This is a genomic window from Psychrobacter sp. DAB_AL43B (genome assembly GCF_900168255.1).
GTDB lineage: Bacteria > Pseudomonadota > Gammaproteobacteria > Pseudomonadales > Moraxellaceae > Psychrobacter.
The window spans coordinates 1,022,653-1,043,050 of sequence record NZ_LT799838.1; the positions used below are offsets into that span (position 1 = coordinate 1,022,653).

General features: G+C 40.2%; 17 protein-coding genes and 1 tRNA gene. 14 read left to right on the top strand and 4 right to left on the bottom strand.

Translation table 11 applies throughout. From position 1 onward, the window contains the following. Positions 1 to 19 precede the first annotated feature (19 nt). Positions 20 to 1,699, bottom strand: coding sequence for a hypothetical protein (locus DABAL43B_RS04445; RefSeq protein WP_145952495.1), 1,680 nt, complete (start codon positions 1,697 to 1,699; stop codon positions 20 to 22). A gap of 401 nt (positions 1,700 to 2,100) precedes the next feature. On the opposite strand from DABAL43B_RS04445, the gene DABAL43B_RS04450 reads away from it, so the two are divergent. The 4 genes from DABAL43B_RS04450 (at position 2,101) to icmH (ending at position 6,174) form a co-directional block, all read left to right on the top strand. Next, complete coding sequence (locus DABAL43B_RS04450) at positions 2,101 to 3,057, top strand: M15 family metallopeptidase (RefSeq protein WP_197684669.1); 957 nt, start codon at positions 2,101 to 2,103, stop codon at positions 3,055 to 3,057. A gap of 41 nt (positions 3,058 to 3,098) precedes the next feature. Beyond that, positions 3,099 to 3,821 carry a hypothetical protein gene (locus DABAL43B_RS04455; protein WP_079691252.1) on the top strand — a complete coding sequence of 241 codons (723 nt, stop codon included), beginning with the start codon at positions 3,099 to 3,101 and terminating at the stop codon, positions 3,819 to 3,821. 9 nt (positions 3,822 to 3,830) lie between these two features. Continuing rightward, complete coding sequence (gene tssK, locus DABAL43B_RS04460) at positions 3,831 to 5,177, top strand: type VI secretion system baseplate subunit TssK (protein ID WP_079691253.1); 1,347 nt, start codon at positions 3,831 to 3,833, stop codon at positions 5,175 to 5,177. A gap of 184 nt (positions 5,178 to 5,361) precedes the next feature. Next, positions 5,362 to 6,174: a type IVB secretion system protein IcmH/DotU gene (gene icmH, locus DABAL43B_RS04465; protein ID WP_079691254.1), complete on the top strand. Its 813-nt coding sequence runs from the start codon at positions 5,362 to 5,364 to the stop codon at positions 6,172 to 6,174. A 155-nt stretch (positions 6,175 to 6,329) separates the two neighbouring features. Here icmH and DABAL43B_RS04470 read toward each other — a convergent pair. Then, positions 6,330 to 6,405 (bottom strand) — tRNA-Asn (locus tag DABAL43B_RS04470). Positions 6,406 to 6,808: 403 nt separating this feature from the next. On the opposite strand from DABAL43B_RS04470, the gene DABAL43B_RS04475 reads away from it, so the two are divergent. The 8 genes from DABAL43B_RS04475 to DABAL43B_RS04510 all read left to right on the top strand — a co-directional run bounded on the left by DABAL43B_RS04475 (position 6,809) and on the right by DABAL43B_RS04510 (position 15,078). Then, positions 6,809 to 7,546: an SDR family NAD(P)-dependent oxidoreductase gene (locus DABAL43B_RS04475; protein WP_079691255.1), complete on the top strand. Its 738-nt coding sequence runs from the start codon at positions 6,809 to 6,811 to the stop codon at positions 7,544 to 7,546. Between the two features lie 69 nt (positions 7,547 to 7,615). Beyond that, positions 7,616 to 9,274 (top strand): NAD(P)/FAD-dependent oxidoreductase, encoded by a 1,659-nt coding sequence (locus tag DABAL43B_RS04480; RefSeq protein ID WP_079691256.1) that lies wholly within the window; start codon positions 7,616 to 7,618, stop codon positions 9,272 to 9,274. A gap of 80 nt (positions 9,275 to 9,354) precedes the next feature. Then, positions 9,355 to 10,440: a DUF1365 domain-containing protein gene (locus DABAL43B_RS04485; RefSeq protein ID WP_079691257.1), complete on the top strand. Its 1,086-nt coding sequence runs from the start codon at positions 9,355 to 9,357 to the stop codon at positions 10,438 to 10,440. 114 nt (positions 10,441 to 10,554) lie between these two features. Further along, positions 10,555 to 11,946: an SAM-dependent methyltransferase gene (locus DABAL43B_RS04490; RefSeq protein ID WP_264753834.1), complete on the top strand. Its 1,392-nt coding sequence runs from the start codon at positions 10,555 to 10,557 to the stop codon at positions 11,944 to 11,946. Positions 11,947 to 12,029: 83 nt separating this feature from the next. Beyond that, positions 12,030 to 12,440, top strand: coding sequence for a DUF2177 family protein (locus DABAL43B_RS04495; RefSeq protein ID WP_079691259.1), 411 nt, complete (start codon positions 12,030 to 12,032; stop codon positions 12,438 to 12,440). A 96-nt stretch (positions 12,441 to 12,536) separates the two neighbouring features. Then, on the top strand, positions 12,537 to 13,085 hold the full coding sequence (locus DABAL43B_RS04500; RefSeq protein WP_079691260.1) for an acyl-CoA thioesterase: 549 nt from the start codon (positions 12,537 to 12,539) through the stop codon (positions 13,083 to 13,085). Between the two features lie 156 nt (positions 13,086 to 13,241). Beyond that, a complete protein-coding gene (locus tag DABAL43B_RS04505; protein WP_079691261.1) occupies positions 13,242 to 14,342 on the top strand; it encodes a cation diffusion facilitator family transporter in 1,101 nt (366 codons plus the stop codon). A 25-nt stretch (positions 14,343 to 14,367) separates the two neighbouring features. Then, the gene (locus DABAL43B_RS04510; RefSeq protein ID WP_079691262.1) at positions 14,368 to 15,078 is read left to right on the top strand and encodes a DUF2059 domain-containing protein; all 711 of its coding nucleotides are present in this window, start codon (positions 14,368 to 14,370) and stop codon (positions 15,076 to 15,078) included. A gap of 154 nt (positions 15,079 to 15,232) precedes the next feature. On the opposite strand, the gene dps is transcribed toward DABAL43B_RS04510, so the two are convergent. Beyond that, positions 15,233 to 15,730 carry a DNA starvation/stationary phase protection protein Dps gene (gene dps, locus DABAL43B_RS04515; protein ID WP_079691263.1) on the bottom strand — a complete coding sequence of 166 codons (498 nt, stop codon included), beginning with the start codon at positions 15,728 to 15,730 and terminating at the stop codon, positions 15,233 to 15,235. A gap of 311 nt (positions 15,731 to 16,041) precedes the next feature. After that, positions 16,042 to 16,461, bottom strand: coding sequence for a GFA family protein (locus tag DABAL43B_RS04520; RefSeq protein WP_079691264.1), 420 nt, complete (start codon positions 16,459 to 16,461; stop codon positions 16,042 to 16,044). A 184-nt stretch (positions 16,462 to 16,645) separates the two neighbouring features. Between DABAL43B_RS04520 and uvrB the strand changes: the two genes are divergently transcribed. Both uvrB and DABAL43B_RS04530 read left to right on the top strand, forming a co-directional pair. Next, entirely contained in the window at positions 16,646 to 18,757 is a 2,112-nt protein-coding gene (uvrB, locus tag DABAL43B_RS04525; RefSeq protein WP_079691265.1) for an excinuclease ABC subunit UvrB, read from the top strand. A gap of 104 nt (positions 18,758 to 18,861) precedes the next feature. Next, positions 18,862 to 20,322: an AbiH family protein gene (locus tag DABAL43B_RS04530; RefSeq protein ID WP_171996323.1), complete on the top strand. Its 1,461-nt coding sequence runs from the start codon at positions 18,862 to 18,864 to the stop codon at positions 20,320 to 20,322. Positions 20,323 to 20,398 lie beyond the last annotated feature (76 nt).

Sequence of the window (20,398 nt, forward strand, 5' to 3'; positions counted from 1 at the left end):
AAGCCGAACTTAACGATGGTTAAGGAGCGTTAGCCAAGTCTGTCAGCCATAGAATACAATCGTGCTTATGTTTGGTTACTAAAAATACTTCTTCTAACTCTTGTTTGCTATTGTTAGCTTTGTCGATAAGTAATGTTAGGCTTATAAATAGCGTCAACCATGAGTTATTTGGCATATAATGCCCTAAATAATAGTCATTTACCAGTAGGTCTTTCTTTATAAATGAATCGATAAATGTTATAAACTTAGACATATCGTAAGGTTGTGATAGCGGATTAATGTCTGACAAAGCAGCGATAGTGCTATCAGGTAGAATTGCTTCTATGCTTGGTTTAGCGTTGGCAGGTTCAATCTGCTGTTTTGTTGGTATTTTTATTTTGCGCTCATCTTTGGATGTTGGAGTTGATGAGCCATTCAGCAATAGGTGCTGTATCGTTTTTAGATGGTTTGCGTAATGCTGGCGGGTGCTTGACTGAGTAGGGGTAGAGAGGTTATTGGTAGCAGCATCAATTTGATGGGGATAGTCATTAGTAATCTTAGTCAATAAAAAGCTGGTATCGTTATCCAATTTAAGCAGCTCTTGGGCAGCTTTATTAGAAAAAAGCAGCAAGGTGCCAGCTTCAGTGGGTACAGTACTGTCAGCAATATTTGTATATAAAGATGACTCCAACCATGCCTCATTAATTTGAGAGTCTATAGCAATGAGTAGACAAGCTTGAGGGTCAGTCGCATTGGCTATCGTAATAAGATACTCGTTTATAAATTCTATAGGCTGATAGGATTCATCATCAGCAATGATAAGAGTAATAGTAAATACTGACTCAGTAATGCCATAGCCTGCTAATTGTTGCTTGAGGAATTTTATTAGAAAGTCAGAGTCAGCGAGGCTTGGAACACACAAATAAATAGGCAGCTTTGACAGCGTGTGGGCGGGCAGGTCAGCAGCATGAGACTCTTTAGCATCACCATCACTATCATTAATGCCTGCGATATAATGCGCTTGCCAATCAGGATGAATATGGATCGCTGAATTCGGTTCATCATTCTGTTGTTCAATACGCTCAAAATGTTGGGCGAGTATCAATAAAAAACTGTCACTCAATAACAGCTGCTCATCAATCAATGCGCACAAACGCAGGGTCAAATCATCTGCAGATTGTGTTTGCTCTTGCGCATATTCTGTGACGCTTAAATCAGTAAAATCATCTGCCTCACTATCATCATCATAAACATCATCATAACTATCATAAACATCACCATAACTATCAAAATCACTATTATCTTCGTGATGATACAAGGGTGTTTGCGCGGTAATAACTCTATCAATAGGTTTGATTAATAAAGGTAAACCATCGAAATCTGATAGTGATTCACTTAAATGAGTCAGATCGTCATGGTTGTCTATGATCTCAGACCAGCTATTTCCTTCCGGCAAACTCATACTACTATTGATAAACAATTGATAGCTATCAGGCAGAATAATATCAATTTCTTTGGTTGTATCGAGCGGATTTTTTGTTTCTTTGCTCTCTAGTTTTTTTCCATACCATCTTATCATTAATATTAAACCAAACAAAAATAACGGAATAATGATAAACCAAATTAAGAGCTGATAAGAGGTAAGTTGTAGTGTATTGTCTCTAAAGTACATCCAAACGAGAAGTAGATAAACAACAAAAATAACCGTAAAACTATACATAATATAGCTTATTATTTTTTTTGAATGCATTAACTATACCTCTATCCGAACAAATTCTTGAGAGGCAGTTTATGGTATTTTACTGATGATGGCTACTATATTTATTTACTTTAGTTTGTTTTATTGTTTCCTGTTTTTTCTTTGAGTCTATTTTTTATTCTCCCGCTTACCGCTACTAAATAAATAAAGGATATAATTAAGTTTGGTTTTTATTGGTAATAACTGCCAGTTTATCTATATAATAGCTGGCATATTTGATGCAAGCAGCTTGTAAATAGATTGTTTTAAACAGATTTCTGCGCTCCTTGCTTGTCCTACAAGTTTTATAAGATGATTTATTTGAGCTTATGATTTATCTGATAATCACGACATTTACGCTTGTTTCTATTGTAGTGATAGTCATGCTTTTTGATCGTCAGCTGTATGGTCATTTTTACCGTCAGGCTGACGTTACTTTTCAGCATTTATTGGTGTTGAAGAGCAAACGTCCTCTGATAAAACCTAAAGTTAAGCTCAAAATATCAGGTATTAGAATTGCTATTATCCCTGCTTTGTCCGTATTAATAATCATGACGACGACAGCGCTCTGCTATTTCTTAATGACTCATGATTCTCTTGAAGTCTATCGCACTCAAGATGATTCACCAAATACGGCCAACGTCCAAATCAATCAATTGTTAATAGGGGAGCAATTGCGGCCACCGCCATCGCCGTCAGCAGAGTTGTTTGCCGAGCTTGAAGCAGAGGTTGCCAGTTATCAAGCCACCCAAATTGAAGAAGGATATTGGCCTGAGGCGGCGGCAGACGCGCCATTAGCAGCCACACCGCTTATATTACCCGAACCAAATATTTCTGATTTACAAGTTCAAGATCACACGACTGGCTATTCAGGCGATATATTGGCATCACATATTACAAATGGTCATATCAATATCAAAAATGCTGACCGTAATTGGAATAAGATGAATTCTGAGTTTGTTCAACGACTACTGGCTATATACAAGGTTATGAGCGACCAATATGGCTATGAAATGGTGCTTTTGGAAGGTTATCGCAGCCCTGGGCGACAAGCGAAATTGCTGAAACAGGGTACGCATGTCACAAAGGCAGGTTCTTATAAAAGCTACCATCAGTTTGGTCTGGCAGGTGACAGTGCTTTTATTAGAAACGGTAAGATTGTCATTACTGAAAAGGATCCATGGGCGATGCAAGGTTATAAGTTATATGGCCAAGTAGCAAAATCTGCGGGTCTAGTATGGGGTGGTGACTGGCGTATGATGGATTTAGGGCATGTTGAGCTACGTAAAAAAGGAGTGTTGGGCCGTCCACAAATGGCTGAGATTTTAACCAGCCAATAGTGTCTATTAATGATTGCAATAAAAAAATTATGGATAATTATATGGTAGTAATTTTAGTAAGAGCAATGGTCTGTGGTGTTTGTAGTATCGCGCTGTTTGGTTGTAGCAGCGATAGATTGAGCCGATCGAACCAACAAACAACTCCTAATAAGTTGACCTCATTGGTGGATAATTATTCCCATGGGCAGGCTCATGACGTTAGCAGCGGTCATGAAGCAAGTGTCAATATCAAGGCTAATGCTAATGCTAATGCCAACGAAGATCTGGAAAAATTAAAAGCGCAATTTGCGCAGCAGCAACAGCAGCTTGAGATAATGAATAATGAACAGCAAGCACTACAAGCGCAATTAAAGCGTCAAAACCTTACTTTGCAAATACTGCCTAGCATCAATGCAAACGCCGGTCGTTATCAGCAAGGTACGGCCAGCATCGCTCACATCGCTTTTTTGGAAGATGAGAGTCAATTTGTTGAGCTTACGGAGCTGGCTGTTAAAGAAATAAGCATCATTCCCAGCCGTCAAACGACGCTGAAGCTGAATATCCCGCAAGATGCTCGTTTTATTGCCATCAAAGTTGGGCTGCGATACACCAAAAAACGCTCTCAGCTGCTGATTCCTATTAGCAGTATTGATTTTGAGAAACCGCTAACCTTGAATGTTGGCGCGTGTGATGTGAATATCAAAGAAGGTATCACGCCAGAGTTAGCACCTGTTTTTGCTACCAAACTTAAATATTATCAGCAACCATTGGTTGCTTGCTCGTAGGAGACAGTCTTGAGTAAACACAGCGTATTATGGGGCGAAGGTCTATTTTTAAGACCTCAGCATTTTCAGATTCAAGACAGCTATCACAACTCGCAACGCGCCTTAAGTATGATGCTTACGCATCCTTACGCTTACGGTATCTCTGATATTCAAATTGATAGGCAACTTCTGGAAAGTAGTCTATTAAGCTTTGAGAGTATTTATGCTGTATTACCCGATGGCACGATATACCATGCACCGCGTACAGATGCGCTGCCAAAATCCATCGCGCTCGATAGTCAAGAGCATAGTGATGATATTTACGTATTTTTAAGCTTAGAGATTATTCGTCATAGCGGTAGTAATATACAGACAGAACATAGTGATAATCCTGCGCGTTATGTAAGAGACAGTATCGATGCGCAAGACCTATATAGTCAAGCTGCCGACGCGGTCATCGATGTGCTAAGGCTATCACCGAGTGTGCAATTAAGTCATTCATCGCAAGCGCCGAGTCAAGATACTGTCTCATTATTAGTGGCAAAGCTGACTCGTACCACTCAAGGTGTTTATCAAGTAGATGATGAGTATATGGTGCCTAGCATTCATATTATGAGTAATCCTGCGCTGTTAAATCAGGTCTATCGCTTGATGACGATGATTAATACTAAGTCCAGCTCGTTATATGATCACCATCGCCAATCCAATAATGATTTATTAGAATTCCGCTCATCTGATATTGCTTCGTTTTGGCTATTACATACGCTTAATACTGCTTACTCACAGTTGAGTCACTTATACAATAATGCAAAACTGCACCCAGAGCGCCTTTATGAGGCCCTATTAAATGTCGCCAGTCAGTTGGCTACTTTTAGCTCGTTATACAAGGTAGGCGATTTACCGCAATACCATCATAATCAGGTGAATGATTCATTTACCAGTATTATTAGTATCATTCGTGAGCTCCTCAATACCGTTATTGCCAGTAACTTTATCTCTATCCCATTGCGGCAAATCAAACCCTCTTATTATATGGGTGATCTTAGCAGTGATAAAATCACTCGTAGCTCGCAGTTGTATCTGTCTGTGAGCTCGTCGCTACCGATGCATGAGTTGGTGAATTTGGTACCAAGACGCTTCAAGGTTGCAACCCCAGATGCCGTTGAGAAGCGAGTATTGTCAGCGCTACCAGGCTCACCGATTGCGCACATTGCTCAAGTGCCAAGTGCTATTCCCGTTAGACCTGGATTTGGTTATTTCACCATCGAACCAATAGGTGATTTATATGATGAGATGATTAGGTCTGAATCTATTTGTATCTATGTACCGAACGGTTTTGATGATTTAAAAATTGAGCTGATGGCTATCGTGCAATAGTTTTTTAAGTGTTTCTTTAATGGTTTTTCGCTGTATATTGCTTGATATAGTTCGTTCAGAATAAAAGAGACACATTTGTGGCAACGTGCTACTGCTATCAATTTTTATAACTATTTCTCTTTCTATTATCATCTCACCATTTTGTTAGATAGTATATTTAAGACAATAAATATTAGGAATAATCATGCTAGGAAATCATTCAGCTGGCTCTGCACCGTCACTATTAGATTCAGGTGAGGTTGCCTCAAAAGTTTCAACCGAAGGGCTTAACAGGCGTATCAGCAGCCAGTCGCTCGTTGATATTATGTATGACGGCTTTTACTTGGTGTTTTTATTACGCAACCATTATTTCAGCACTGAGCCACGCAGTTTCCGCCAAAAAATATATGAATTTTTAGATAAGTTTGAAATCAATGCCCGCAAAAAAGGTTTTTTGTCAGAAAATATCCATGAGGCAAAGTACGCTTATTGTGCGCTGATAGATGAGACGATCATGACCTCGCAAGAGCCAGCGTTTCAGACGCTAAAAGATGCATGGGAGCTAAATCCTTTACAGTTAGACTTATTTGGCTCTCAAATCGCTGGCAATGAGTTTTTTGAGCGCTTAGATGGCTTACGTGAACAAGGAGAAAAGCGCTTACCGGCGCTAGAAGTTTATCACTATGCTATGTTGCTTGGTTTTCAAGGTAAATATCGGCTTGAAGCCACTGAAAAGATTCGCTATCTGATCTCACGTTTGGGTGATGAGATTGAGCACTTACGTGGTAATAAAAATGAATTTTCACCATTTTGGGCGATTCCTGATCAAATCAAGCATACGCTCACTAATGAAACACCACTATGGGTGATTCTTGCGGTGATGGCTGTGTTATTGAGCACGATATTTGCAACCATGTGGCATTTTACCAATCGTTTTTCTGATCATCAGTTGTCAGCGTATAGCAACGTCATTCAGGAAAACAAAGAACAAGCACATATCTCAATTTTCTTACCTTAAATGCGCTTATTTTAAGTGCGTTTGTCTTAAATTCCTTCCTCAGCACATCGCTTTAAAAAACAGCCGCCATAAAAAAACCCTCATCAAAGTGATGAGGGTCTTGGCAAATGCCATAATCGAATCAAAGATGACTCAAAAAATTTACTACTAAAATATGGCTCTCCAACCTGGGCTCGAACCAGGGACACACGGATTAACAGTCCGTTGCTCTACCAACTGAGCTATTGGAGAATAAGCTGTAAGTGTTTAATTGCTTACAACGAGCTTAGGAAGTCTCTAACGAGTTCTTGCTAAGTGGGGCGTATTCTAGCAAAGATAAAAAATAGGTCAAGCTTTATTTTCATATTTTTTTATAAAAACGTCGATACTGTGATAAACGATGACAAAATATTTTATACACCAAATTTGTCTACCGTTTTATCTATATGCCCGTTTGCGAAGTAACAACAAATTGAGATGCTTAGTTATACTATAATTATTTAGATTTGATAAATAAACGAAGCCATTGGTTAATTAAAAAGTGATAATTAATTATTCTTGATCGTCACTTTTTAATGACTAAAGATAGATTAAATAGGCGTTTATCAAAACCAAATTGTATACAAGACAGCAAGCCAATAAAAGGATCTTTACGATGACAGCGACGCTTAAAAAACAACACATTCTTATTACTGGTGCGACCTCTGGCATTGGTTATCAGCTGGCAAAAGACTATCTGCAAGAGGGGCAGCATGTTTATGCCGTTGGTCGTGATGATGATGCATTGTCTGAGCTAAAATCATTAGGAGCAGAAACCATAAATTTAGATCTCATGGATCGAGATAAAGTGATTGCCGCTTTTGACAAAATTAGTGACGTTGATTTGGCAATTTGTGGTGCGGGCATGTGTGAATATTTGGATATGCCAAACTTCGATAGTAGTGTTTTTATGAACGTTATGTCAGTGAATATGGGTACGTTATCACATGCCATTGAAGGGGTGTTGCCAAAGCTAATTGCCTCACGCGGTCGCTTGGTGGGGATGGGTTCCGCATCGGCCTACGTGCCCTTTGCCCGTGCTGAAGCTTATGGTAGTTCGAAGGCGGCCATCCATTATCTAATGAAAACCTTACAGATTAGCCTTGCACCGTATGACGTGTCGGTCAGCTTGGTAGTGCCCGGTTTTGTCGAAACCCCGATGACCAAACAAAACGACTTTCCGATGCCATTTATCCAAACGCCAGAGCAGGCAAGTCAAGCGATTCGAGATGGTATAAAGAGCGGTCATGATGTCATCGAATTCCCCAAAAAACTCACCTTACCCTTAAAAGTATTAGGGACGTTACCAGATTTGGTCTGGAAGCAAGTCAGTGAAAAAATGAATAAAAAATAATAAATCGTGATAGAGCCCAGAACATAGTAAAAAAATAACGTAATAAAGAAAACAACAAGGAACGCCTTTATGTCGTTTATCCACCGTAAACGTAAAAATACAGAAATAATGGCTAAAAAATCTAGCAGCGTTTTACAAGATTCTTCCAACGTTCAAGCGAAAAAGCGTATCGCCATCATCGGCTCGGGCGTGTCAGGACTGACTTGTGCTCATTATTTAGCGCCACAGCATGATGTCACAGTATTTGAAGCCAACGATTATATTGGCGGACACGTGAATACTATCGATGTGACGCTACAAGAGGGCAAAAAGGCAAAACCAAGAAAAGTAGAGAAAAGTGCTATAGATACTGGCTTTATCGTCTTTAATGAGCGTACTTATCCTAACTTTTTTCGTTTACTTTATGAGCTACAAGTACCGTTTCAAGCAACGGATATGAGTTTCTCAGTTAAAAATACCGCGCGTAATTTTGAATATAATGGTCATACACTCAATACTTTATTATCGCAGCGCAAAAATATTCTTAACCCTAAGTTTTGGGCATTTATCACTGATATTTTGCGGTTCAATAAGCAGGTTCGTCAGCTGCGCCAAGATTATGATGCGGCTCGCGCGCAAGGACAAGATGTCAGTGTCTTTACCGAGCAAACGCTAGGTAATTATCTTAATAGTAGTAAATACGGTGATCTGTTTACCGATAATTATCTATTGCCAATGGTGTCCGCTATTTGGTCAACCAGTTTGAGCGAGGTACAAGACTTCCCCTTGGTTTTCTTTGCTCAATTCTTTGATAATCATGGTTTGCTCGATGTGGTCAATCGTCCGCAGTGGTTCACGATAAAAGGCGGCTCTAAGCAGTACGTGAATAAGCTGGTAACACGTTTTGTGAAAGCTGGCGGCAGCGTTCGAGTCAACAGTCCGGTGCAATCTGTTATTCGTCATGATGAGGCAGTCATTTTGACCGTCATTGATAGTAATGAAGCCGTTACTAAAGACAATAAATCTGCGCAGCAACTGGTTTTTGATGAAGTTATCTTTGCTTGTCATGCGGATACGGCGCTTAAAATCTTAAAAGATACCAGTCCTGCTGAGCAGGAAGTACTGAGTCATTTCAAGTTTACAAGTAATACCGCTGCCCTGCATACCGACACGACCGTCTTGCCGAAAAAGCCACTTGCATGGGCAAGTTGGAACTATTTAATTGATGATAAAAATTCTACTCAAAATAGCAAAGGACAGACGCAAGCTTCAGTGAAACCAGTATTGACCTATCATATGAATATTTTGCAGCGTTTAACCAAGCAGCATAATTATTTAGTGACGCTAAATCACGAGGTAGATGAGAGTCAAGTTATCAAGCGGATTGACTATAGCCATCCTGTATTTAACAACGAGACGATTGACGCGCAAGCTCAGTGGTCGCGGATTTCTGGTATTGGCTTGCATACTCATTTTTGTGGTGCTTATTGGTTTAATGGTTTTCATGAAGATGGGGTGCGCAGCGCTCTGCGTGTTTGTCAGGCATTAAAATGCAACATTGATATTAAGGATAGCGTTGACCAAAGCCATTTACCGGATGCCGAGAGTGCGCATACATCGTTTCGCTATAAAGACTTGCCGATAAAAGCAGACAAACAGTCGCGTAAACTCAAAAAACGTCAGGTAATGACTGCCACTACTAATCAAAAATTGGTGGAATATATCGCGACTTTACAGCCAGATGCCTAAGCATTTGATGGGAAAAAACTGGGTTGTTTTGCTCGTCGTAAAGCCAAAAATATATAGTAGAATTAATGGGAGAGAGCACTATGACTGGTTCAACGCCTCCGTCTGACAGGATATTAAATCAAGCGTCGCCTGATAGTTATAAGAGCTTGCCGCACCAACTGTTTCATGGAACGACATGGCATAGTCGGCTGTTACCGAGTATGCATAAATTTGCTTATCCTTATCGCTATTGGGGTGTCAATATTAGTGCGTTATTAGCAGGGCGAGCACTTCCAGAAGTAGAGACGGAAATCCTTAGCAATAATAAAATTCTAAGAAAATTACCATTAAAAAGAGTGTTATCCAAGAAGGTTTTCTCAAAAGGATTGCAATTATTCTCAGCAAAGAAAAAAGCTTTGCAGCAGTTCTGTCCTGATGATTATCTACAAGGACTAAGCTCGCAAGAGTTAAATAGCCTAAGTAAAAATAAAGATTTGAACAATGAAAGCAAAACTTCAGATAAAAAAAGTACTTTAGATAGAAATGAATCTTTAATAGATGTCCAAGCGCTTGAACAACGTTTGATTCAAGCCTTTACAGAAAGGACAGGTAGTGCGCCAACAGGCGATATGATTGGTATGGTTGTTTGCCGCAATGCTGGTATCTATTTCAGCCCAGTGAATTTCTACTTGGGTTTTGATATGGAGCAAAAGCCAACCCATTTATTGGCTGAAGTATCGAATACGCCGTGGGATAAACGTCATTATTATGGGTTTTTATTAGATGGCGCGAATACTGAGTTTTGTCACGATAAAGACTTTCATGTGTCACCTTTTAATCCCATTGACCAGCAGTATTGCTGGCAAGTGGCGATAAAAAGTGCAGTAAAAAATGAGGATAAAAAACAGTCAGATAACGGCTTGCAAGTTCGTATTGCTATTAATATCAGTGATGAACGCGGCGAAGTATTAAAAACCGGCATAAAAATGTCAGGCATACCAATGACAGCGACGACGATTCGCGAGAGCTTGCGAAAAAATCCACTGATGAATGTGACTTCTTTAATGCGTATTTATTGGCATGCTTTTAAACTCTACGCCATTAAAAAAGTACCTTATATTAATTACGATGAAAAGTTAGCTGATAGCCAACAGCAAAATGAGAGTACTCAAAAGGATATTTCTTGATAGTTAGAGTTTCAGATAATGGTTAGATAACTATTTCAACAGCTAGCCACCGCCAGCTCAATGCCAAAATTTAGAGCGCTTAATTTAGAGTACTTAGACAAGGATGAATAAATAATGTCAGCACGACCGACCGACCGAGCACCCGCTTCAAAACTAGGAAAAATGACCGCGAGCATGCGCCGAACGGTCAATGACAGTACGATTTTGCAACCAGTAACCAACAGCGTGGATTATTTGGCAAAACAAGCCATATTTCGTGCTCTAAAACATATTCAATTTGGCAGTATCACTATTATTGAAGACTTTGCTGGACAGCCGTCCAAGACTCATCATTTTGGCAGTAAATCTTCTAACACCCAAAGCAGCTCAGCCATTGGTCGTCATCCATTAGACGTGACGCTCATGATCCATGACAGTAGCGTTTATCGTCAATTACTGTTTGGTGGCTCTATTGCGCTAGCGGACAGCTATATTAACGCTGAATGGGATACGAACGATTTAACGGGATTGATTCGATTGGCAGCGCGTAACTTAGCCGTGCTTAATAAGCTAGAGAACCGCTTTGCTGGGATCAGTAAAACCTTTGAGAGGGCAAATCATAAGCTGCGCAGTAACGATCAGTCTGGCTCAAAGTCCAATATTCTAGCGCATTACGATTTGGGCAATGATATGTACCAGCAGTTTTTAGATGATACGATGATGTACTCATCAGCGGTCTATAAAAACCCAGAGGCGACATTGGCTGAGGCGCAGCAGCATAAATTAGCATTGATTTGCCAACGTCTTCAACTAACGGCTGATGACCATGTGATCGAAATTGGTACTGGCTGGGGCGGTTTTGCTATTTATGCAGCAAAGCATTATGGCTGTCACATAACGACGACTATCTCTGACGCACAGTACGAAGAGGCGCAGCGCCGTGTTGAAGCGGCTGGACTCTCTGATAAAATCACCCTACTCAAGCAAGATTATCGTGAGCTGACAGGGCAATATGACAAATTGGTCAGTATTGAGATGATTGAGGCGGTCGGACATGAATATTTGCCGACGTTTTTTGCTAAATGTAATAGCTTGCTCAAGCCAACGGGGTTGATGGTGCTGCAAGCAATTACTTTTAATGATCAAAACTATAAAAGCTATATAGAATCGGTGGATTTTATCCAAACTCATATTTTTCCAGGTGGTTGCTTGCTGTCCAATCAAGAGCTGAATACACAGTTCACACAACAGACGGATATGGTCATCAAGCAGCTGCACGATTATGGTTTTGACTACGCACATACTTTGCGAGATTGGCGCATAGCATTTATGGCGCAGCGCGAAGAGATTAAAGCGCTCGGTTATGATGAGGCTTTTATTCGCTTGTGGGCGTTTTATTTTTGCTACTGTGAAGGTGGATTCTTGGAGCGGACGATTGGCGTGGTACAAGTCACGGCGGTTAAGCCAGACAATATCGATACACTACATTTTTCTGATTTACCAAGTGCCGAGAGCATCACGGCATAACTGCTTAATCAAACAATAAGTTTGATTAAGCAGTTATGTAACTCATATTTCATATTTAGCGACCATCATAAAAGGATATTATCATGGGTTATATATATATTTATCTTGCTTCCGTTGCTATATTTTTGGGCATTGATGCGGTTTGGCTCAAGACAATGACGGGTCTTTTTTATGAAAAGCGTATTGGGCATTTGCTCGCCGATGAGCCCAATATGATTGCAGCTGGCGTGTTTTATATGTTCTATCTGCTGGCGCTGTGTATTATTATTTTATACCCACAAATCAGATCAAATGCGCCGATTCACCATATTTTCTTATTGGGCGCTTTAATAGGATTGATGGCTTACGGTACTTATGATTTTACCAGCTTAGCGTTATATAAAGGTTTTACTATGGACACCGCTTTGGTTGATTTTGCTTGGGGCGGCATTTTAACGGGTTCAGTGAGTGCTATCGTGGCTTGGCTTGCTTATCGTTTTCATTGGTTAAGCTAATCTATTGGTTAAGGTGAATCGACTATATTTGCGCTGTGGCAATTGCTGCTGTATAAATAACACTTTAAATAGTTTTTACACCCGTTAAGGAACACTATGTCGCAATACAATACCAGCTCCACCGCTAAAAGAGTCCCATTAAACCATGAGCTATATATGTCAGTGCTTATGACGCCAGATATGGCCAATTTTATTGGTAATGTCCATGGTGGGGATTTGCTCAAGATGCTGGACCAAGTCGCTTATGCGTGTGCCAGTCGATATAGTGGTAGTTATGTGGTGACACTATCGGTCGATCAAGTGATGTTCCGTGAGCCTATTCATGTCGGTGAGTTGGTGACGTTTGCGGCCAGCGTCAATTATGTCGGAAAAACCTCAATGGAAGTCGGTATTCGAGTGGAGGCAGAGGATGTACGTGCACGTACCGTTCGTCATACCAACAGCTGTTACTTTACGATGGTGGCGATTGATGAGAATCGTAAGCCAACGCTAATCCCTGAGCTTGAGATTAAAGATGCCTTGCAACAATGCCGCTTTGATGCAGGCTTAGAGCGCAAAAAGCTGCGTATGGAAGGCTCGCAACGTATCAGCTGCGACATCAGTAAATTCACTAATAAAGTAGCAAGTGCAGAGTCTGCTCATTAATGCAGACAATGAACATACTCTCACCAAAACATTACTGATATATACAAGGTTTTTGACTACATTAAATGAAAGCTAAAGTGTCTAATAAAATCAGCTAGCGACTATATATAGCTAGTCTGGTTTTATACCTTAAACCATTCATTTATTGAGGCTCAGATGAGTTTAAAACCGTCAAAATCTGATGATGCAAAATCCGAGCCAATGCCGCGCGCTGATACAAGCGGCATTGGTCGCCCTCGCGCTCCAAATCCTTTCAATGCTCCAGATGACATTCATTCTGACCAACCTAAATCTGCGCCTAACCCTGATGACAAAAAATCGAGCTCATTAGTAACGGTTCTGATTGCAGTTGGTGCCAATCTCATTATTGCCATTGCCAAAACAGTCGCTGCATTTATGACAGGCTCTGCTTCTATGATAGCGGAATCTGCGCATTCTTGGGCAGACGCGGGCAATGGTACTTTGTTGATTATTGCAGAAAAAAAGTCAATCAAGCCTGCTGATAAAAGCCATCCATTAGGCTATGGTAAAGAGTCGTATGTATGGTCGATGATTGCAGCATTTGGCGTCTTTATGGCAGGGTCAGTGGTTTCTATTTATACTGGTATTACCGAGTGGAATGCAGCTGAGACTGAAACCAACTATACCATCGGTTTTATTATCTTAGCAGTCGCCTTTGTACTAGAAGGATTTTCTTTAACACAGGCGTATTTGCAAAGTAAAAAACATGGCGAAGCGATTAATGTCAGTGCCATAGGTTATGTGATTGATACGTCTAATCCTACCTTGCGTGGAGTATTTTTTGAAGATTTGGCAGCAGTCATCGGGTTGGTTGTGGCGGCAGCTGCGATGGCAATGCATGCCTATACTGGTGAGCCATTTTGGGATGCGCTTGGGTCTATCATTGTTGGTATATTGCTTGCCGTTGTGGCAGTCTTTTTAATCAGTCGTAATCGCGATTTTTTAGTGGGCTATAGAGTCTCAGAAAAAATGCACGATTATATCTTAGCAGAACTGCTCAAGCATCCAGATATTGACAGTGTTTCTTACTTGCATTTAGAGTGGGTAGGTCCAAAAAAAATATTTATGGTCGCGGCGGTCGATATTGCTGGCAATCAGCATGAGCAAGAAATTGCGCACAAGTTTGAAAGTATAGAAAATCAGTTTCGTAGTCAGGCGTTGTTCCAAGAAGCTATTTTAACCTTGTCGGTCCCTAATGCCGAAATCTTACGCTTGCCTGACACTGAAAATCCATAATCCATAATAATAATGAGAGTATAATATGAAAATTCCTTTAAAACTTCTAACGAAAAATCCCAACCATCATACACAAATAGTGTCGCCTTTACTGGCGTTGGTAGTAGCAACTCTAATGACAGGTACTGCTGTACAAGCCAATGCAGAATTAATCGTACACAGTGATGCAAATCAAATTCAACAAACAAAAATGGTGACATCAGCACCCTATACCGTCCGTAAGATTGATGATGCACAAAGTGTCAGCAGCCCATTACCCACTGATATCTCTATTATTAAACTCATGCAGGTGATGCATATTGATGAGCAAATAGAGTCTATCGTCAATGGACAGCAAGCTGCTATTGAGGCGATTAATAGTCAAGCTCAAAGCCGTAGTCAGCAACAAGTAAACGATAAGCAGTTAAACAAGCGTCAACGCGAGTTACAAGATCAAATTCAAAACGTTTTAGGTCAGTATGCCAAAATTATGAGCAACGGTATTGGTGACGCGACCGATGCCCAAACCTTGACGCAAGCCTATATCAGTGCAGCCAAAACTTACTATACGCAAGCGGAAGTGGATGCGCAAATCAAATTTTATGACACAGCTGTCGGTCAAAATATCTTAGCAAAACAGCCACAAATTACTGCTGCTTTTTTGAAGCACTCTTTACCTGATGATACTACTGAAACTGAAGCCCAACTAGGCGAGCTATTGCCGCAGATGAAGCAAATCGTGAAAGGTATTTTCTAAGCTTGCTGCTGCTAACCTAATTATTTTCAACTTAGTTATTCTTAAATTCGATATTTTGAAGCCAGCTTAGAAATAAGCAAACATAAAAAAAGGTCACCATAGAGGTGACCTTTTTTTATGTTTAGCAAATAAGTGAAGCTTTTTTATTACAGTCTTATTTTTTAGACGTATCTTTTTTCGGGGCATTGGCACCGATGAACCATGCGTCTTTATCAATGATACGACTTGCTTCGGTGAATAGATCAGCAGTATCCTCATCGCCAGCATCACCTGCAGCTTCAATTGCTTCACGCAATTTAACAGCTACTTTTTTATAACGATCAGTAATCGCACGAACATGATCTTCCACTTCGGTGATATCAGTCGGGTAGTCATCTAAAATAGAATCTTTCACCACGCGACGGGCTGTACCATTCGGCTCACCACCTAAAATGACAATACGCTCAGCAATCGCATCTGAAACCTCACGAATACGCTCAGCAGTATCGTCTAGTAACTGATGTACACCGATAAAGCCAGTACCTTGTAGATTCCAATGACATTGCTTGCCATCTAGAGTCAAGTCGATGACGTTTGCTAGGTTGGCGTTTAACAGATCAGTCATTTTTTTTGCGGTTGCATCATCTATTCCACTTGCGTAACGTTCTCTCATATTTTGCTCCATTATTTTATTTTACTGATATTTGAGTTTCAATTAATAACTATTATCAACAACTCTTTAAGTTTCTATTTATTAAGTTGTTGCTGACTACTTATGAATTCACTATCGATAATAACAGCTTAAACAAGAGATGGAACCCTGACATTTAGGCTTTATACAGAGGTCGTGTAATGAGTTTGTTAATCGTGAAAACCTTTGTAAACATAGTGGTTAAAATGGACGATCTGATAACAATCGGTGAACACACCAATATTTTTATCTTATTGAACTTAGGCATGTGGGTTTTAAGCGGCTTAAAATTTCTAGTCTTTTGGTCTAATGCCTTTTTCTGCGAATTTATCAAACAGCTCTTGCTGGGTTAAGTTTACCGTGTCATTAGCAAATTCATAATAGTCGGGCTTCTTGTCTATAAAGATCTGGCTCTCGAAACTAAGGTTTGGATTTTCTTGAAATAATCCAAGCGATAGTACATAAGTCTCAGAGCCAAGCTGGTGATAATATAGGTTGGTGCCGCATTTATGGCAAAACGCACGCTCTGCCCATGCAGATGATGGATAGACCGTCATTGAGTCTTCGCCCTGAATGTCAGGTTTTGAGTGGCTATGTATCGCCATTAATGGTCCGCTGCCCCAACGGCGACACATCGTACAATGGCACGCCTCAAAAGTATTAATATCTTCTAATTCGATGGTGACGTTACCGCACAGACAGTGACCTTTCATAACTCGTTCCTTGATTAATGGTCATTGAACTATACCTGAGTTTTCATGCTTTTTATTGAGTGTTTTTGCATCCATCTGTGAGCGTTTAACTTAATAAATGACCTTTAAAAATAATGGTTTAACCCCATATTGTTATAAACCTAACCTCTTATAACCTTTTATAAATACCAGGAAGAAAGCCATTATGCGAATGCCTGAACCGCGCTCGTCGCGTCAGTTAAACCAATTGGCCACTCAGCTACAAGGCGAAGCTGAAATTAGTGGTGTTAATGCGTCTGGTACGCAAATATCAAGTCGCGCCTTTGAGATGATTACCGAATTTGAGCCAGCAGGCGATCAGCCGCAAGCGATAAAAAAGCTGGTTAATGGCATCAATGCTGGTATGGATGAGCAGTTATTATTGGGTGTCACAGGTTCTGGTAAGACCTATACCATGGCAAAAGTTATATCTGAGACCCAACGTCCCACCATTATCATGGCGCATAATAAGACGCTTGCTGCCCAGTTATATGGGGAGTTTAAATCATTTTTCCCCAATAACGCGGTTGAGTATTTTGTCAGCTATTATGACTATTATCAGCCTGAAGCTTATGTTGCTGCCAGCGATACCTTTATCGAAAAAGACAGTGCCATTAACGATCATATTGACCAGATGCGTCTGTCAGCTACACGTGCACTACTTGAGCGCCGTGATGCGATTATCGTTGCGTCAGTGTCCTGTATCTATGGTTTGGGTGATCCAGAAAGTTATCTGAAAATGCTGCTGCATGTTGTTGTCGGTGACAAAATAGACCGTACTGCGACGATTAAGCGTCTGGTTGAGATGCAATATACGCGTAATGAGTTGGACTTTGGGCGTGGTACTTATCGTCTGCGCGGCGAGCTGCTAGATATCTATCCTGCCGAGTCTGAGCAACTGGCGGTGCGTGTGCATCTATTTGATAATGAAGTAGAAAAAATCACGTGGTTTGATCCTTTGACAGGTAAGACCGTACGTAGTGTGCCGCGTATTACTATCTATCCAAAATCGCATTATGTGACCCCGCGTAACAAATTAGAAGCGGCTAGCCATACCATTCGTGCGGAGCTTGAACCGCGGTTAGAGTATTTCCGCGACAATAATAAACTGATTGAAGCACAGCGTCTTAAAGAGCGTACCCAGTATGACCTTGAGATGATTCAACAGCTTGGCTACTGTAACGGTATCGAAAACTACTCGCAGCATCTCTCTGGTCGTCCATCAGGAGAAGCGCCACCGACACTGTTTGATTACATTCCAGAAGATGCGCTGCTATTCATTGATGAATCGCATGTAACGGTATCGCAAATTGGCGCGATGTATAAAGGCGATAGATCGCGTAAAGAGAACTTGGTCAATTATGGCTTTCGTTTACCAAGCGCGATGAATAACCGTCCGATGAAGTTTGAAGAATGGGAGCGTATCAAGCCCAAAACTATTTATGTTAGCGCTACGCCTGCATTGTATGAGCTTGAGCATAGTGAGCAAGTGGTCGAGCAAGTCGTGCGTCCAACCGGTCTGATTGACCCTGAGATTGAGATTCGTCCGGTATTGACGCAAGTCGATGATGTGCTATCGGAGATTACCAAACGCCGTGAAAAAGATGAGCGGGTGCTAATCACGACCTTGACCAAGCGTATGTCAGAGGATTTGACCAGTTATCTAAAAGAATACGATGTCAAAGTCGCTTATCTACACTCGGATATTGACACTCTTGAGCGCATGCAGATTATCCATGAGCTGCGTACTGGCGTACATGATGTGCTGGTGGGTATTAACTTGCTGCGTGAAGGTCTTGATATGCCTGAGGTGTCATTGGTCGCGATATTTGATGCGGATAAAGAGGGCTTTTTACGTTCTGAGCGTGCCTTGATTCAGACCATTGGTCGTGCTGCGCGTCATATTAATGGTAAAGCCATTCTCTATGCCGACCGCATTACCAACAGTATGCAAAAAGCGATCGATGAGACGGATCGTCGCCGTGAAAAACAAGTCGCCTTTAACCTTGAACATAACATCACGCCAACAGGCGCGCGCCGTAGTATCACAGATAAAATTGATACAGGCGATGACCATGATGCCAACGATAATCAGATGATTCCCATTAAGAGCAACCTGCCTGATGTCGATATCAGCATCTTACGTAGTCCTGATTTGCTGGCTAAAGAAATCAATCGTCTTGAGAAGCTTATGAAGCAGATGTCGCGTGATCTGAAGTTTGAAGATGCAGCAAAAACTCGCGATAAAGTGCTAGAGTTAAAAGCGCATTTGATTTAGAAGTGTTGTAAGTTGGATAAATAGGGCGGGTTAACGGATAGTTAGCTCGCCTTCTTTTTGGATTATAAAAAGGAAACTAAAAATTGGACACAAAAAGAATATTCGTGTTAGGTAATGGTTTCGATTTGGCACATTATCTACCAACTGCTTATGTGCATTTTATGGATGCTATGATGGTTATTGAATCTTGCGAAGAAAGTCAAGAGCTTAGGTTTGATGATTTATTTCATACATATATCGCAGGTGAATGTTCCGATAGAGACAAGGATTTTTTTAGCAAAACTGAGGAGTTGTATAAAACAGCTGACTTGAGGTTGTCGATTGATACTGTGAAGGATTTGCAAATAAAGCTAAAGGATAACGGCTGGTTTCAGCATTTTAAGCATCATTTGACCGATGTGGATACGTGGATTGATTTTGAAAACGAAATCCAAAGCCTACTCGTGAAAACATGTGATTTATTTGAAATGAGTTTTGATGATAAAACCATTGGATACTTCTCAGAGAGTAAAGGGATATATTTCCCTAATAGAAGCGACAGCCATAAGTTGACTATAAAAGCTACAGACGTATTAGCTAACAATTATCGCCAAGTTAATCGAATGTTTTTTGATAGCTTTAAATTGCAAAAGATGTTTGTACAAAATACCTTAAGAAATTTTCAGCTAATAACTGATATATATTATAAAGCTGAAGATGTACATAATCCGAATGGTTTCGGTGCAAGCACTATTCAACATAGTGAAATTTGTGAATCAGAGTTTGAAAAGTTACAAGAACTTGATTCATCGTACAGTAGAAGGGTAGCTAAGAAATCGTTTAAAAATGTTATAGATACAAATTTTTTGAAAAAGTATTCAGGTAATTATTTAGAGTTTGAGGGTAGTAAGGTTTTAAAACAGATTCTAAACCATTTAAATGACTTTAATGATATTTTTAAGATGTATATTAAGACTATAGTGAACGAGCTTAAACCAATCAAAGAGTTTAAAAGGTTCGGTGAATTAGGTGAAAATCTACAAGCAATTTTTACCTTTAACTACTCTAACTCTTTCGAGCGCTTATATCCTGATTTAAACTTACTGGGTATCAAAAATGTTCAATACGTTCATGGAAGCACAGTAAGTAAAAAAATTGTTTTGGGTATTAGTGATTTAGAGGATGAACGGCTTAGAAAATATAAAGTTTATGGCTTTGTTAAAACTCATCAAAAGCTTATTAACAACACTGACTACCAATTCCTTGATCATGAAGACTTAGATATTAAGCGCAATTTAGGTCGATCTTTAAATGAAAAGCCTTATGAAATTATATTTTGGGGACATTCATTAGCTGATTCTGATGCAGAATATATTAGAGCTGTTTTTGATATGAACAATGACGAATATTCGCCTAATATAAAACTAAGAGTATGGTGTTTCGAGAACAATCCTCATGAACCCTTAGCCAACCTAATACATATCGCATCTAAGGCAGTTATCGAACGATGGATGAAAAAGGGATGGCTTGTATTTGAAGCTGCACCTGATATAAATGCAGAGAATAACAAGGAAGGAGAGACTTAGGTTAGGTAAAGTAAAGCCCAGTGATAATCTTATAGAAAACTGTGAGTTATGCTCATGTTAACCCAGACTACGGCTA